Below are 14,156 nucleotides of genomic sequence, written 5' to 3'. Positions count from 1 at the left end.
CCACCACTCGTACACTCGATCGAGTGGTTGTCGCTCAGTCCCAGGCTCCCACCTCGACCGGCAGGGCCGCGATCTCGGCCAGGTCCCCGGCCGAGAGCCGCACCTCCGCCGCCCGCGCGTTCTCCGCCGCCCAGTGCGCCCGGTCGGCCCCCGGTACCGGCACCACCTGCGGCCCCTGCGCCAGCACCCACGCCAGGGCCACCTGCGCCGCCGTGACCTCCGCCCCGTGCCGCCGCGCCACCCGCCGCAGCCCCGCCACCAGCACCTGGTTCGACGCCATCGCCTCCGCCGTGAACCGCGGATGCCGGGCCCGCACGTCCTGCGGCTCGAAGCCCTCACCCGGAGTGAGCGTCCCGGTGAGGAACCCGCTGCCCAGCGGCATCGCCGCCAGGAAGCCCACCCCCCGCGCCGCACACCACGGCAGCAGCTGCCACGCCGCCTCCGGCGACCACACCGACAGCTCCGCCTGCACCGCGCTCACCGGGAACACCTGCTGAAGCCGCTCCAGGTGCCGCAGCGTCGTCCGGTACTTCCGGTCCCCGCTGCGCCCCGCCCCCGGCCCGGCCCCGGCGCCCAGCGCGCAGTAGCCGAGGGCGCGCACCTTCCCCGCACCCACCAGCTCCGCCATGGCGCCCCAGGTCTCCTCCACGGGCACGTCCGGATCCACCCGGTGCAGCTGGTAGAGGTCTATGACGTCGGTCCGCAGCCGCCGCAGCGAGGCGTCGCAGGCCCGCCGCAGATAGCCGGGCCGCCCGTCGGCGACCACGTGCTGGTCACCCGCCCGCAGACCCACCTTGGCCGAGACGAACGCCTCGGCGCGCCGCTCCCGCAGCACCCGCCCCAGCAGCAGCTCGTTGGTGAACGGCCCGTACACATCGGCCGTGTCCAGCAGGTTCGACCCCAGGTCCAGTGCCGCGTGCACGGCCGCCAGCGACTCCGGCCCCCGCCGCCGCGAAGGCGCGTACGCCCAGCTCATCGGCATACAGCCGAGGCCGACGGCGCCCACGGTCAGCGCCCCCGCCCCGATCGACCTGCGCTCCACCCCTGGGTCCCCCTCACGCTCCGGCCACCAAACTAACGGCTTGATCAAGACGGCTTGGCATAGCCTCGTGATCATGACTGCTACGCCCCAGGACGTCTGGCTCCCCTTCCCCGCCGAGGAGGTCGCCGGCCTCCCCGACTCCTTCCGGTACCGCCGGTGGGACGGCGAGGACGCCTACCCGGCCGATCCAGCCGACTGCGTCTTCTACGTGGCCCCCTACATGAAGCCCGCCGAGGTCACCGTGCGCCCGCTCGCCGCGATGACCGCGGTCCGGGTCGTCCAGACCCTGACCGCCGGCATCGACGACGTGCTGGGCCGCCTCGGCGACCTGCGCCCCGGCGTCCGGCTGTGCAACGCCGCCGGGGTCCACACGGCCAGCACCGCCGAGCTCGCCCTCGCACTGACCCTCGCCTCCCTGCGCGGCATCCCCGGCATGGTCCGCGGACAGGACCGCGAGGAGTGGCGCTCCGGCTTCTACGACGCACTCGCGGACAAGTCCGTTCTGATCATCGGCTACGGATCGATCGGCTCGGCCATCGAGGACCGCCTCGTACCGTTCGAATGCGGGCCGGTCGCGCGCGTGGCCCGTACGGCGCGGACCACCGGGCGCGGGCCCGTGCACGCCCTCGCCGACCTGCCCGGCCTCCTGCCGCAGGCCGACGTGGTGATCCTCGTGACGCCGCTGACGGACGCCACCAGGGGCCTGGCCGGCGCCGATTTCCTGAGCCGCATGAAGGACGGCGCCCTGCTGGTGAACGTGTCCCGCGGCCCCGTCGTCGACACCAAGTCCCTGCTCGCGGAGGTCGAATCGGGCCGGCTGCGCGCGGCGCTCGACGTCACCGACCCGGAACCGCTGCCCGCCGGCCACCCGCTCTGGCACGCCCCGAACGTCCTGATCACGCCTCATGTCGGCGGCAGCAGCACGGCGTTCGAGCCACGCGCCAAGCGCCTGCTGGCCCGCCAGCTCGGCCGGTTCGCCGCCGGAGATCCCCTGGAGCACACGGTACTGATCACCGAATGACCGGCCGTGCACACGCTCCGCATTCACCCGGACGCGCACCGTGGGCACAACTCCCCGATCGGTAACAGAGAGTAGAGGGACTATGTCCCTGAGTGACGAAAGTGGTGTATCGTCCGGAACAAGGGGCTGCGCCAGGAACGTCTGGCGCTGGGGAGTGATCGGACACTTTGGGGGGCGACGGGCGATGCACGGCCAATGGACGAAGGATCCGATGCGGCACAGCCGCCGGAGGCGACGCTGCCGAGACTGGGCTGCACCGGAACCAGCCGGCGAGGGGGGCCGGTGAGTGCCCCGGGGGCGGCGCTCCTGAACCGGCCGTCCGTCTCGGGCGGAGGCAGGGGTCTGGCGATGCAGCTGCTCCTCGCGGTGGTCAGCGGCGGTTATGCCGTCGGCGCCGCCCTCAACTGGGGCTCGGAGGAAGTCGCCGAGATCATGGGCGACTTCGGACTGAGCGCAGCCGGCTTACTCGCCGCCGTCTCCTGCTACACGTACGCGCGCGCCATCGACAGCCGTGAACGCCCCGCCTGGCTGCTCTTCGCCTTCTCCTCCCTCATGGGCGCCGGCGGCAACGCGGTCTGGGGCTGGTACGAGGTGATCCTCGGCCAGGAGGTGCCCAAGCCCTCGCTCGCCGACTTCGCCTTCCTCTGCTTCGCCCCGCCCGCCATCGTGGGCCTGCTCGTCCTCGCCAAACGCCCGGTCACCCGCGCCGGCTGGGTCTGCCTCGGGCTCGACTCCTGGCTCATCGGCGGCTCCCTGCTCACCCTGTCCTGGAGCCTGGCCCTGGCCCACGCGGCGCGGACCGCCCAGTCCGGCGCCCCCGGCAGCGTCCCGCGCGCCGCGCTCTCCCTCGCCTATCCGCTCCTGGACATCGCGCTCGTCTCGATGGTCCTGGTCCTGCACTTCCGGCGGAGCGAGACCAACCGCTCCGCCGTCAACACCGCCATCGCGGCGCTGGCCCTGACCGTGCTCAGCGACGCGCTGTTCACCTCGCCCCTGCTGAGCGCCGAGTACCAGTCCGGACAGCTGCTCGACGCCGGCTGGTTCGCCGGCTCGCTGCTGCTCGCGTACGCACCCTGGGGCGCCCGGCGCCTCCACCCGGGCCCCGAGCCGGCCGGGCACCCGCGCGGGGACCGGCCGCACAGCCGCCCGATCACCGGCTCGCTGCCCGCCCTCACCCCGTACCTCGCGGCCGCCGTGTGCACCCTCGGCATCCTCTACAACGTCGTGGACGGCCGGAAGGTCGACCGGATGGTCGTCTTCACCGGCTGCACGGTCGTGCTCGCCCTCGTCATCCGGCAGGGCATCATGCTCCTCGACAACATCGCGCTCACCCAGGAACTGGCCCAGAAGGAGAACCACTTCCGCTCCCTGGTCCAGGGCTCCAGCGACGTCATCATGATCGCCGCGCCCACCGGGACCCTGCGCTACGTCAGCCCCGCCGCCGCCGGGGTCTACGGCCGCGAGGCCGAGGAGCTGGTCGGCACCGAGCTCGCCACGCTCATCCACCCGGACGACCTCGGCCGGGTGGTCCACGAGGTGCGCCGCTTCCTCGCCGCACCGCCGACCGAGGAGCCCACCACCCGCATCGAGTGCCGCTTCAAGTCCGGCGGCGGTGAATGGCTCAACGTGGAGTCCACCGTCAACCGGCACCAGGGCGGACTCATCCTCAACAGCCGGGACGTCACCGAGCGGGTCCGCCTCCAGGCCCAGCTCCAGCACAGCGCCGAGCACGATCCGCTGACCGACCTGCCCAACCGCGCCCTCTTCACCCGGCGGGTGCGCCAGGCCCTGACCGGCCGGCGCGCGGGCGACCACAGCACCGCCGTGCTCTTCATCGACCTCGACGGCTTCAAGGCGGTCAACGACACCATCGGCCACCAGGCCGGCGACGAGCTGCTCATCGAGGCCGCGCGCAGGCTCCAGGACTCCGTCCGCGCCGGGGACACCGCGGCCCGGCTCGGCGGCGACGAGTTCGCCGCGCTGATCCTCGGCGACGGCAACCGCGACCCCAGCGCACGCGAGTACCAGGTGCGCGAGATCGCCGACCGGCTGCGCACCACCCTCTCCCAGCCCTACCGGATCGGCGGCAGCGAGGTGCGGGTGGCCGCCAGCATCGGCGTGGCCTTCGCCGACCCCGGCATCACCCCTTCGGACCTGATGCGCAACGCGGATCTCGCGATGTACCGGGCCAAGGCGGGCGGCAAGGACCGCGTCGAGATGTACGCCCCCCAGATGCAGGCCGAGGTCGTGCGGAAGGCCGAGCTCGCCGGCCGGCTGCGGACCGCACTGCACGAGGGGGAGTTCGCGCTGCTGCACCAGCCCGTGGTCTCGCTGGCCACCGGCGAGGTCGCGGCCGTCGCCGCGCAGGCCCGCTGGCGCTCCGCCCAGGGGATCCTCTTCACCCCGGCCGAGTTCCTCCGCGTCGCCGAGTACAGCGAGGGCGGTGCGGGCGGCCCCGGCAGCTCGGGCGGCTCCGGCGCGGCGGGCCCCGACGCCTCGCGCACCGCCGAGCTGGGCCGCTGGCTGCTGGAGGAGGCCGTGGAGCAGGCCGCGGACCGGCACCGGGCCGGGCACGACGTACCGGTGGCCGTGCGGATGACCGCCCAGCGGCTCCTGGACCGCGCCATGCCGCTCGGCTCCGTGGAGGCCCTGCTGACCCGGCACGGCCTGCCCTCCGGAGCCCTGGTGCTGGAGCTCGCCGTATCCGACCCCAGAGTGCCCTTCGACGACCTGGAGCGCCGCCTGACGGCCCTGCACCGGCTCGGGGTGGGTATCTCCCTGGACGGCTTCGGCAGCGGCTACGCGGCCATCAGCGCCCTGCGCCGGCTCCCCGTGGACATGCTCAAGCTGGACCGGGGCCTGGTGGAGGGCGTGGTCGAGTCGGCCCGCCTGCACAAGATCACCGCCGGTCTCTTGCGGATCGCAAACGACCTGGGCATGCGCTCGGTGGCCGACGGGGTCGACCTCCCCGAGCAGGTCATGGCCCTGCGCGCGATGGGGTGCACGCACGGTCAGGGAATGGCCTTTTCAGGCCCCCTCGACGAGTACAGGCTGCGCCGTGCGCTGGTGCGCGGTACGTTCCCAGTACCGGGCGGAGCGGCTCAGCCGGCTCTGGCCGGTGGCTCCCCCGGGGGCTCGATGGCCATCCGCAGAGGCTCACATAATGAGACGCCCGTCCCACCTACTTGACATCACCCTCCCGCCAGAGGGAGGGTCAATGCCATGCGCACCCGAATTCTCGTACTTGGAAAGCGCGTCGGCTGAAGCTGGGACCTGCATGTCCCTGCTCAACACCCCCGACGCGCTCCCCTCGCTTGCCTCCTGGCACGAGGGGTTTTTTGTTGCACTGGCACAGAGTCGAATCCGCGTAGAACCCTCAGCTTCGAGAAGAGAATGCCGATGACCGAGCAGGCCACCGGGGCCCACCATCCGCAGCCGCGGCCCCGTTCCGGCGGACACCAGTCCGCCGCAGTTGAGCACGTCACGGGTGCGCAGTCCCTCATCCGCTCTCTCGAAGAGGTGGGGTGCGACACCGTCTTCGGGATTCCGGGCGGCGCCATCCTCCCCGCGTACGACCCGATGATGGACTCCAAGAAGGTCCGTCACATCCTGGTCCGCCACGAGCAGGGGGCCGGCCACGCCGCCACCGGCTACGCGCAGGCCACCGGCAAGGTCGGCGTCTGCATGGCCACCTCCGGCCCCGGCGCCACCAACCTGGTCACCCCGATCGCCGACGCGCACATGGACTCGGTCCCGCTCGTCGCGATCACCGGCCAGGTCTCCTCCAAGGCGATCGGCACCGACGCCTTCCAGGAGGCGGACATCGTCGGCATCACGATGCCGATCACCAAGCACAACTTCCTGGTCACCAAGGCCGAGGACATCCCGCGGACGATCGCCGAGGCCTTCCACATCGCCTCCACCGGCCGCCCCGGCCCGGTCCTGGTCGACATCGCCAAGGACGCCCTGCAGGCGAAGACCACCTTCTCGTGGCCGCCCGCCCAGGACCTCCCCGGTTACCGGCCGGTCACCAAGCCGCACGCGAAGCAGATCCGCGAGGCCGCCAAGCTCATCTGCCAGGCCAAGCGCCCGGTGCTGTACGTCGGCGGCGGCGTCATGAAGTCCGGCGCGACCGCCGAGCTGAAGGTCCTCGCCGAGCTGACCGGCGTCCCGGTCTGTACCACCCTGATGGCGCTGGGCTCCTTCCCCGACAGCCACCCGCTGCACGTCGGCATGCCGGGCATGCACGGCAGCGTCACCGGCGTCACCTCGCTGCAGAAGTCGGACCTGCTGATCGCCCTCGGCACCCGCTTCGACGACCGCGTCACCGGCAAGCTGGACAGCTTCGCCCCCTTCGCCAAGATCATCCACGCGGACATCGACCCGGCCGAGATCGGCAAGAACCGCGCGGTCGACGTCCCGATCGTCGGTGACGCCCGCGAGGTCATCGCCGACCTGATCCAGGCCGTCCAGGCCGAGCACACCGAGGGCAACGCCGGGGACTACACCGCCTGGTGGAACGACCTCAGCCGCTGGCGCGACACGTACCCGCTCGGCTACGACCTGCCCGCCGACGGCAGCCTCTCGCCCCAGCAGGTCATCGAGCGGATCGGCGCGCTCGCCCCGAAGAGCACGATCTTCGCGGCCGGCGTCGGCCAGCACCAGATGTGGGCCTCGCACTTCGTCAAGTACGAGGAGCCCCGCACCTGGCTGAACTCCGGCGGCGCCGGAACCATGGGCTACGCGGTCCCGGCCGCGATGGGTGCCAAGGTCGGCATGCCCGAGCGCACGGTCTGGGCGATCGACGGTGACGGCTGCTTCCAGATGACCAATCAGGAACTGGTCACCTGCGCCCTGAACAACATCCCGATCAAGGTCGCGATCATCAACAACGGTGCGCTGGGCATGGTCCGCCAGTGGCAGACCCTGTTCTACAACCAGCGGTACTCCAACACCGTCCTGCACGCCGACGAGACCGGCCACGACACCGTCGGCTCCCAGCTCGGCGAGTCCATCGCGCCCCGCAAGGGCACGCGCGTCCCGGACTTCGTCAAGCTCGCGGAGGCCATGGGCTGCGTGGCGCTGCGCTGCGAGGACCCGGCCGACCTGGACAAGGTCATCGCCGAGGCCAACGCGATCAACGACCGTACCGTCGTGGTCGACTTCATCGTCCACGAGGACGCCATGGTGTGGCCGATGGTCGCCGCCGGCACCTCCAACGACGAGGTCCTGGCAGCCCGGGGCGTCCGTCCCGACTTCGGCGACAACGAAGACGACTGAGCCGAGAGAGCCGAGAGAGAGAACGCCCCACATGTCCAAGCACACGCTCTCCGTCCTGGTCGAGAACACGCCCGGCATCCTCGCCCGGATCGCCGCCCTGTTCTCCCGCCGCGGGTTCAACATCGACTCCCTCGCGGTCGGCGTCACCGAACACCCCGACATCTCCCGCATCACCATCGTCGTGAACGTCGAGGACCTCCCGCTGGAGCAGGTGACCAAGCAGCTGAACAAGCTGGTCAACGTGCTCAAGATCGTCGAGCTGGAGTCCCACAACGCCATCGAGCGCGAACTCGTCCTGGTGAAGGTCCGCGCCGACAACGAGACCCGTTCGCAGATCGTCGAGATCGTCCAGCTGTTCCGCGCCAAGACCGTCGACGTCTCCCCGGAGGCCGTCACCATCGAGGCCACCGGCGGTTCCGACAAGCTCGGCGCGATGCTCAAGATGCTGGAACCCTTCGGCATCAAGGAACTCGTGCAGTCCGGCACGATCGCCATAGGGCGTGGCGGACGGTCCATCACGGACCGCAGTCTGCGCGCGCTCGACCGCAGCGCCTGACCCGCCCGGCGCAGCGGACACCCAAGCCGCTTCAGACACGCTCGGCTCGCATGGCGAGACCGGGAAACGCAGATTCCGTTCCCCGCCGTACGGTGGGAGCAACACCAGCGCACCAAGGAGATATCCCAGTGGCCGAGCTGTTCTACGAGAACGACGCCGACCTGTCCATCATCCAGGGCCGCAAGGTCGCGGTCATCGGTTACGGCAGCCAGGGCCACGCCCACGCGCTGTCGCTCCGTGACTCCGGCGTCGACGTCGTCGTCGGCCTGAAGGAGGGCTCGAAGTCCAAGGCCAAGGCCGAGGAGCAGGGCCTGAAGGTCGTCCCCGTGGCCGAGGCCGCCGAGTGGGCGAACGTCATCATGATCCTCACCCCGGACCCGCTGCAGGCCGAGATCTACGAGGAGTCCATCAAGGACCACCTCAAGGAGGGCGACGCGCTCTTCTTCGGCCACGGCTTCAACGTCCGGTACGGCTTCATCAAGCCCCCCACCAACGTCGACGTCGCCCTGGTCGCCCCGAAGGGCCCCGGCCACCTGGTCCGCCGTCAGTACGAGGAGGGCCGCGGCGTTCCGTGCATCGCCGCCGTCGAGCAGGACGCCACCGGCAAGGCCTTCGACCTGGCGCTCTCGTACGCGGCCGGCATCGGCGGCACCCGCGCCGGCGTCATCAAGACCACCTTCACCGAGGAGACCGAGACCGACCTGTTCGGTGAGCAGGCCGTCCTCTGCGGTGGCGCGTCCGCCCTGGTCAAGGCCGGTTTCGAGACGCTGACCGAGGCCGGCTACCAGCCGGAGATCGCGTACTTCGAGTGCCTGCACGAGCTGAAGCTCATCGTCGACCTCATGTACGAGGGCGGCCTGGAGAAGATGCGCTGGTCGGTCTCCGAGACCGCCGAGTGGGGCGACTACATCACGGGCCCCCGCATCATCACGGACGCCACCAAGGCCGAGATGAAGCAGGTCCTCGCGGAGATCCAGAACGGCGAGTTCGCCAACACCTGGATGGCCGAGTACAAGGCCGGTCTGCCGAAGTACAACGAGTACAAGAAGGCCGACGAGGCGCACCTGCTGGAGACCACCGGCAAGAAGCTGCGCAAGCTGATGAGCTGGGTCGACAGCGACGAGAGCTGATCGTGGACGGCGGGGCCGGGACGGTGTGTCCCGGCCCCGCCGCGCGTCGCTTGTCCAACACGGCCAACCCCGGAAGGGTGATCCTTCCGTACAGGCGGAAATCCGGTCCGTCAGCGCCACTACACTGCTCAACACATACGCGTCAGGCCCACAGTGTCGTGCGTCTTCCACGCGGCTACCCCCTCCACCGCCTGCGGCCGTCGGGACGGCCGTCCGCACTGGACTTGTGAGGATGACCCACGTGAGCTCGAAACCTGTCGTACTCATCGCCGAAGAGCTGTCGCCCGCCACGGTGGACGCGCTCGGTCCGGACTTCGAGATCCGGCACGTCAACGGTGCCGACCGCGCGGAGCTGCTGCCCGCGATCGCCGACGTCGACGCGATCCTCGTCCGCTCCGCCACCAAGGTCGACGCCGAGGCCATCGCCGTCGCCAAGAAGCTGAAGGTCGTCGCGCGCGCCGGCGTCGGTCTGGACAACGTCGACGTCGCCGCCGCCACCAAGGCCGGCGTGATGGTCGTCAACGCCCCGACCTCGAACATCGTGACGGCCGCCGAGCTGGCCTGTGGTCTGCTCGTCGCCACCGCCCGCAACATTCCGCAGGCCAACACCGCCCTGAAGAACGGTGAGTGGAAGCGGAACAAGTACACGGGTGTCGAGCTCAGCGAGAAGACCCTCGGTGTCGTCGGCCTCGGCCGCATCGGCGTCCTGGTCGCGCAGCGCATGTCGGCCTTCGGCATGAAGATCGTCGCGTACGACCCCTACGTGCAGCCGGCGCGCGCCGCCCAGATGGGCGTCAAGATGCTGACGCTGGACGAGCTCCTCGAAGTCGCCGACTTCATCACCGTGCACCTCCCCAAGACCCCCGAGACCCTCGGTCTCATCGGGGACGAGGCCCTGCACAAGGTGAAGCCCTCCGTCCGCATCGTCAACGCCGCCCGCGGCGGGATCGTGGACGAGGCCGCGCTGTACTCGGCCATCAAGGAGGGCCGCGTCGCCGGCGCCGGCCTCGACGTGTACGCGAAGGAGCCCTGCACGGACTCCCCGCTCTTCGAGCTCGACCAGGTCGTCTGCACCCCGCACCTCGGCGCGTCCACGGACGAGGCCCAGGAGAAGGCCGGTGTCTCGGTCGCCAAGTCGGTGCGCCTGGCCCTCGCCGGCGAGCTCGTGCCGGACGCGGTCAACGTCCAGGGCGGCGTCATCGCCGAGGACGTCCGTCCGGGCCTGCCGCTCGCCGAGAAGCTCGGCCGCATCTTCACCGCCCTCGCGGGCGAGGTCGCGGTCCGCCTCGACGTCGAGGTCTGCGGCGAGATCACCCAGCACGACGTCAAGGTGCTCGAACTCTCCGCGCTCAAGGGTGTCTTCGAGGACGTCGTCGACGAGACGGTCTCCTACGTCAACGCCCCCCTGTTCGCACAGGAGCGCGGGGTCGAGGTGCGCCTGACCACCAGCTCGGAGTCCCCGGACCACCGCAACGTGGTGACCGTGCGCGGCACCCTGTCGGACGGTCAGGAGGTCTCGGTCTCCGGCACGCTCGCGGGCCCGAAGCACCTGCAGAAGATCGTCGGCATCGGCGAGTACGACGTGGACCTGGCGCTCGCCGACTACATGGTCGTGCTGCGCTACACCGACCGCCCCGGCGTGGTCGGCACCGTCGGCCGCGTCCTCGGCGAGGCCGGTCTGAACATCGCGGGCATGCAGGTCGCCCGTGCGGAGGAGCACGGCGAGGCGCTCGCCGTCCTCACCGTCGACGCGGAGGTGCCGGCGAACGTCCTCGCGGACATCTCCGCCGAGATCGGCGCCGTCTCGGCGCGTACGGTCAGCCTCGGCTGACCCGTGTGACACGACGAAGGGCCCGGGGGATTCCCCCGGGCCCTTTCACGTTCCGTGCCGTCCCGATCAGTTGTACGTCGGCACCGGCAGGTTGTCCTCCGCAGCCTCGGCCTGCTCCGCCGCGGCCGGGGCCGGGGTTTCGATGCCCCGCATCAGAGCCGCGGCGAGCACGGCCGCCCCGAGCAGCAGGGCCGCGCCGCCCCAGGCCGCGTACTGCATCCCGTGGACGAAGGCCTCCCGGGCCAGGGTCAGGACCTGCTCGCCCGCCTCCCCGCCGATCCGGTGGGCGGTGGCCACGGCCCCGCCGAGGGTCTCCCGCACGGCGGGTTCGGAGTCCGCCAGGTCGCCGCGGTAGACCGCGGTGCCGAGGCTGCCGAGGGCCGCCATGCCCAGGGCGCCGCCGAACTCCGTTCCGGTCTCCAGCAGGGAGGCGGCGGAGCCGGCCTTCTCGGCGGGGGCCGCGGCGAGCGCCATGTCGGAGACCAGCGACATCACGGCGACGACGCCCGAGGAGAGCACCCCGGCGCCGGTCAGGACCAGCCACAGGGAGTCGGTGTCCACGAGGCTGAACAGGACGAACCCGGCGGCGGCGAGGACGAATCCGCCGGCGATGACGTAGCCCCGGTCCACCTTCTGGGCGAGGGCGGCGGAGACGGGGGCCGCGGCGCCGATGACGACCGAGGGGGCGAGGCTCCACAGGGCCGCTTCCAGGGTGCCCATGCCGAGCACCGACTGGAGGTACTGGGTGGTGAAGTAGGCCGAGCCCATCACGGCGAAGGCGGAGACGGTGTTCAGCGCGATGCCCGCCCCGAAGCCGCGGCCCCGGAAGAGGGCCCGGGAGATCATGGCGTCGTCGCGGGTGCGCTGGCGGCGGACGAAGACGTACGCGAAGGCCAGGCCGACGCCGAGGCAGCCCAGGTGGAGCGGCTCGAAGCCCTCGGCGGCGATCTCCTTGAGGCCGTAGACGACGGGCAGCACCGCGGCCATGGACAGCGGGACGCTCAGCAGGTCGAAGCGGCCGGGGGCCGGGTCCTTGAATTCCGGGACCAGGACCGGGACGAGGAGCAGCAGGAGCAGCATCGCGGGCACGTTGACGAGGAAGACCGAGCCCCACCAGAAGTGGTTCAGCATCACACCGCTGAGCACCGAGCCGAGGGCGATGCCGCCGGTCATGGCCCCGGACCAGATGGCGATGGCCTTGCCGCGCTGCCTGTCGTCCTGGAAGAGGTTCCGTACGAGGGCCAGGGTGGACGGCATCAGGGTCGCGCCGCCGATGCCGAGCAGGACGCGGCAGGCGATGAGCATGTCGGCGCTGGTGGCGTAGCCGGCGCCGATCGAGGCGATGCCGAAGGCGGTCGCGCCGATCAGCAGCAGTTTGCGGCGGCCGATCCGGTCCCCGAGCGAGCCCATCGTGATCAGCAGGCCGGAGAGGGCGAAGGCGTAGCTGTCGAAGATCCAGAGCTGCTGGGTGGCGCTCGGGGCGAGCTGGTCGGTGATGGCCGGGATGGCGAAGTAGAGGACGGAGACGTCCATCGACACCAGGAGGAGGGGCAGCAGGAGGACGGTGAAGGCGGTCCATTCGCGGCGGCCGGCAAGTCGCGCTGTGGCGACGGGGTTTGTCATGAGCAGGAATATACATACGTCTTAAACGTCTGTCTATGACGACTGTCTAGAACTGTTGTCTGAGACGGTTGTCTTGCTACCGTGTGGCCATGGGACATCGCGAAGATCTGCTCGAAGGCGCCAAGAAGTGCCTGGTCGAGAAGGGGTTCGTGCGCACGACCGCGCGCGACATCGTCAGCGCCTCGGGGACCAACCTGGCGTCCATCGGCTACCACTACGGCTCGAAGGACGCCCTGCTCACCCAGGCCTTCATCGGCCTGATGGAGGAATGGGGCGCCGTCTTCCAGGCCGGCCTGGACGGTGAGGGCGGCTCGCTGGAGCGGTTCCGCGCGCTCTGGGAGGGAGTCCTCGCCCAGCACGACGCGTCGGGTCCGGTCTGGGCGGCCAGCCTGGAGGTGGCGCTCGGCAGGGACCAGCGGCCGGAGTTGCGCGCCATGCTCGCGGCCTCGCAGGCCGAGGGGCGCCGCGGCCTGATCTCCATGCTGACCGGCACGCCCGAGGACCAGCTCGACGACCGGGACGTGCGCACGCTGGGCACCTTCTACCAGGCGCTGCTGAACGGCCTGATGATCCAGTGGCTGTTCGACCCGGAGTCGGCGGCCACGGCGGAGGAGTTCACCGAGGGCATGCGCCGGGCCGCCGAGGCGATGATCCGCCCCCGGGAGCCCGAGAAGGGGGAGTAAAGCGGAGCGGGAACCACCGTCGGGAGCGCCCCGTCCCACCCCCGAATCGGCCCGAGACGAGGGGGAGTCGTCATGGCGAGAGCCGGAGCAGGGGCGGGAACGCGAACGCGCACGAGGGGGAGGGCCGGGTCCGGGCCCGCGGTGCGCGCGAGCGTCCTGGCGGCGGTGGTCCTGGCGGTCGGATGCGGTGCGCCGCAGGCGGAGCCGGACAACCGGCCGCGCATGAAGCAGGTGGCGGCGGCCTGGGAGGGCTCGGCGGCCCTCAAGCAGTGGCGCGAGGGCTTCCACCCCCTGGACAGGCAGCAGTGGAAGCCGCCGGAGGGCTTCCACTCCGAGCAGGACCAAGACGCCTACGCTGCGCAGAGCTTCGTCCTGCGCACCGAACTGCCCGCCACGCCCCCGCCCGCCACCGCGATCCGGTGGCCCGACGGCAGCGGCAGCGGCGACGGCGGCGGCACCACGCTCACGCTGTCCCTCCAGACCGCCGCTGAGACGTACCGGGAGCTGGACCGGGGCCCGGACGGCGAACCCGCGCTGGCCGTCACGGACGTCCGCTTCGGCGAGATCGCGGTACGCACCAGCCGCGGCCCGGCCCGGGTGCCGGCCTGGCTGTTCACCGTCGACGGGTACGAGACCCCGCTCGCCCGGATCGCCGTCGCCCCGCAGGAGCTTCCCAAGGCCCCGGTCGAGCCCCTGGACACCTTCGGCGAGGGCACGGCACCCCTCCTCAGCTACACGGCCACACCGGACGCGGCGGATCTCACCGTGCGGGCCGGCCACGGCAGCTGCGACGGCGGGGTCGCCGTGGACGTCCTGGAGGGAGCCGACACCGTGGTGCTGGCCGGCCGGATCGTGGCCGACGCCGAGCCGGGCACGTCCTGCGACGCGGCGATGCGCGTGGAGACGGTTCTGGTCACGCTGGCCCGTCCGCTGGGCGCCCGGCTCGTCATCGACGCCGCGACGGGCGAACCCCTCGGGTAGGCGCGATTG

10 protein-coding genes are annotated in these 14,156 nt (G+C 71.3%); 8 read left to right on the top strand and 2 right to left on the bottom strand.

Going from position 1 to position 14,156, the window contains the following annotated elements:
• Positions 1 to 34: 34 nt before the first annotated feature.
• Positions 35 to 1,042, bottom strand: coding sequence for an aldo/keto reductase (locus ACFYZ4_RS19645; protein WP_351287565.1), 1,008 nt, complete (start codon positions 1,040 to 1,042; stop codon positions 35 to 37).
• Positions 1,043 to 1,115: 73 nt separating this feature from the next.
• Between ACFYZ4_RS19645 and ACFYZ4_RS19640 the strand changes: the two genes are divergently transcribed.
• The 6 genes from ACFYZ4_RS19640 (at position 1,116) to serA (ending at position 10,860) form a co-directional block, all read left to right on the top strand.
• Complete coding sequence (locus tag ACFYZ4_RS19640) at positions 1,116 to 2,063, top strand: 2-hydroxyacid dehydrogenase (RefSeq protein ID WP_390784440.1); 948 nt, start codon at positions 1,116 to 1,118, stop codon at positions 2,061 to 2,063.
• 282 nt (positions 2,064 to 2,345) lie between these two features.
• Positions 2,346 to 5,252 carry a putative bifunctional diguanylate cyclase/phosphodiesterase gene (locus ACFYZ4_RS19635; RefSeq protein ID WP_390784439.1) on the top strand — a complete coding sequence of 969 codons (2,907 nt, stop codon included), beginning with the start codon at positions 2,346 to 2,348 and terminating at the stop codon, positions 5,250 to 5,252.
• 204 nt (positions 5,253 to 5,456) lie between these two features.
• Positions 5,457 to 7,343 (top strand): acetolactate synthase large subunit, encoded by a 1,887-nt coding sequence (locus tag ACFYZ4_RS19630; RefSeq protein WP_351287573.1) that lies wholly within the window; start codon positions 5,457 to 5,459, stop codon positions 7,341 to 7,343.
• A 31-nt stretch (positions 7,344 to 7,374) separates the two neighbouring features.
• Positions 7,375 to 7,899, top strand: coding sequence for an acetolactate synthase small subunit (gene ilvN / locus ACFYZ4_RS19625; protein WP_030010002.1), 525 nt, complete (start codon positions 7,375 to 7,377; stop codon positions 7,897 to 7,899).
• Positions 7,900 to 8,027: 128 nt separating this feature from the next.
• Complete coding sequence (ilvC, locus tag ACFYZ4_RS19620) at positions 8,028 to 9,029, top strand: ketol-acid reductoisomerase (protein WP_351287576.1); 1,002 nt, start codon at positions 8,028 to 8,030, stop codon at positions 9,027 to 9,029.
• Between the two features lie 241 nt (positions 9,030 to 9,270).
• On the top strand, positions 9,271 to 10,860 hold the full coding sequence (gene serA, locus ACFYZ4_RS19615; protein WP_351287579.1) for a phosphoglycerate dehydrogenase: 1,590 nt from the start codon (positions 9,271 to 9,273) through the stop codon (positions 10,858 to 10,860).
• 66 nt (positions 10,861 to 10,926) lie between these two features.
• Here serA and ACFYZ4_RS19610 read toward each other — a convergent pair whose 3' ends face one another.
• Positions 10,927 to 12,483, bottom strand: a complete 1,557-nt coding sequence (locus ACFYZ4_RS19610; protein ID WP_390784438.1) for an MFS transporter — start codon at positions 12,481 to 12,483, stop codon at positions 10,927 to 10,929.
• Positions 12,484 to 12,572: 89 nt separating this feature from the next.
• Here ACFYZ4_RS19610 and ACFYZ4_RS19605 point away from each other — a divergent pair, with 89 nt between their 5' ends.
• Together ACFYZ4_RS19605 and ACFYZ4_RS19600 are read left to right on the top strand one after the other, a co-directional pair.
• The gene (locus tag ACFYZ4_RS19605; protein WP_351287584.1) at positions 12,573 to 13,166 is read left to right on the top strand and encodes a TetR/AcrR family transcriptional regulator; all 594 of its coding nucleotides are present in this window, start codon (positions 12,573 to 12,575) and stop codon (positions 13,164 to 13,166) included.
• Between the two features lie 141 nt (positions 13,167 to 13,307).
• The gene (locus tag ACFYZ4_RS19600) at positions 13,308 to 14,147 is read left to right on the top strand and encodes a hypothetical protein (protein WP_390784437.1); all 840 of its coding nucleotides are present in this window, start codon (positions 13,308 to 13,310) and stop codon (positions 14,145 to 14,147) included.
• The last annotated feature ends 9 nt before the right edge of the window (positions 14,148 to 14,156 follow it).

It is taken from the genome of Streptomyces sp. NPDC001513, assembly GCF_042894695.1.
Taxonomy (GTDB): Bacteria; Actinomycetota; Actinomycetes; order Streptomycetales; family Streptomycetaceae; genus Streptomyces.
Note: the sequence above shows the minus strand (reverse complement) of the source record. Positions and strands in the feature narration are given on the sequence as shown.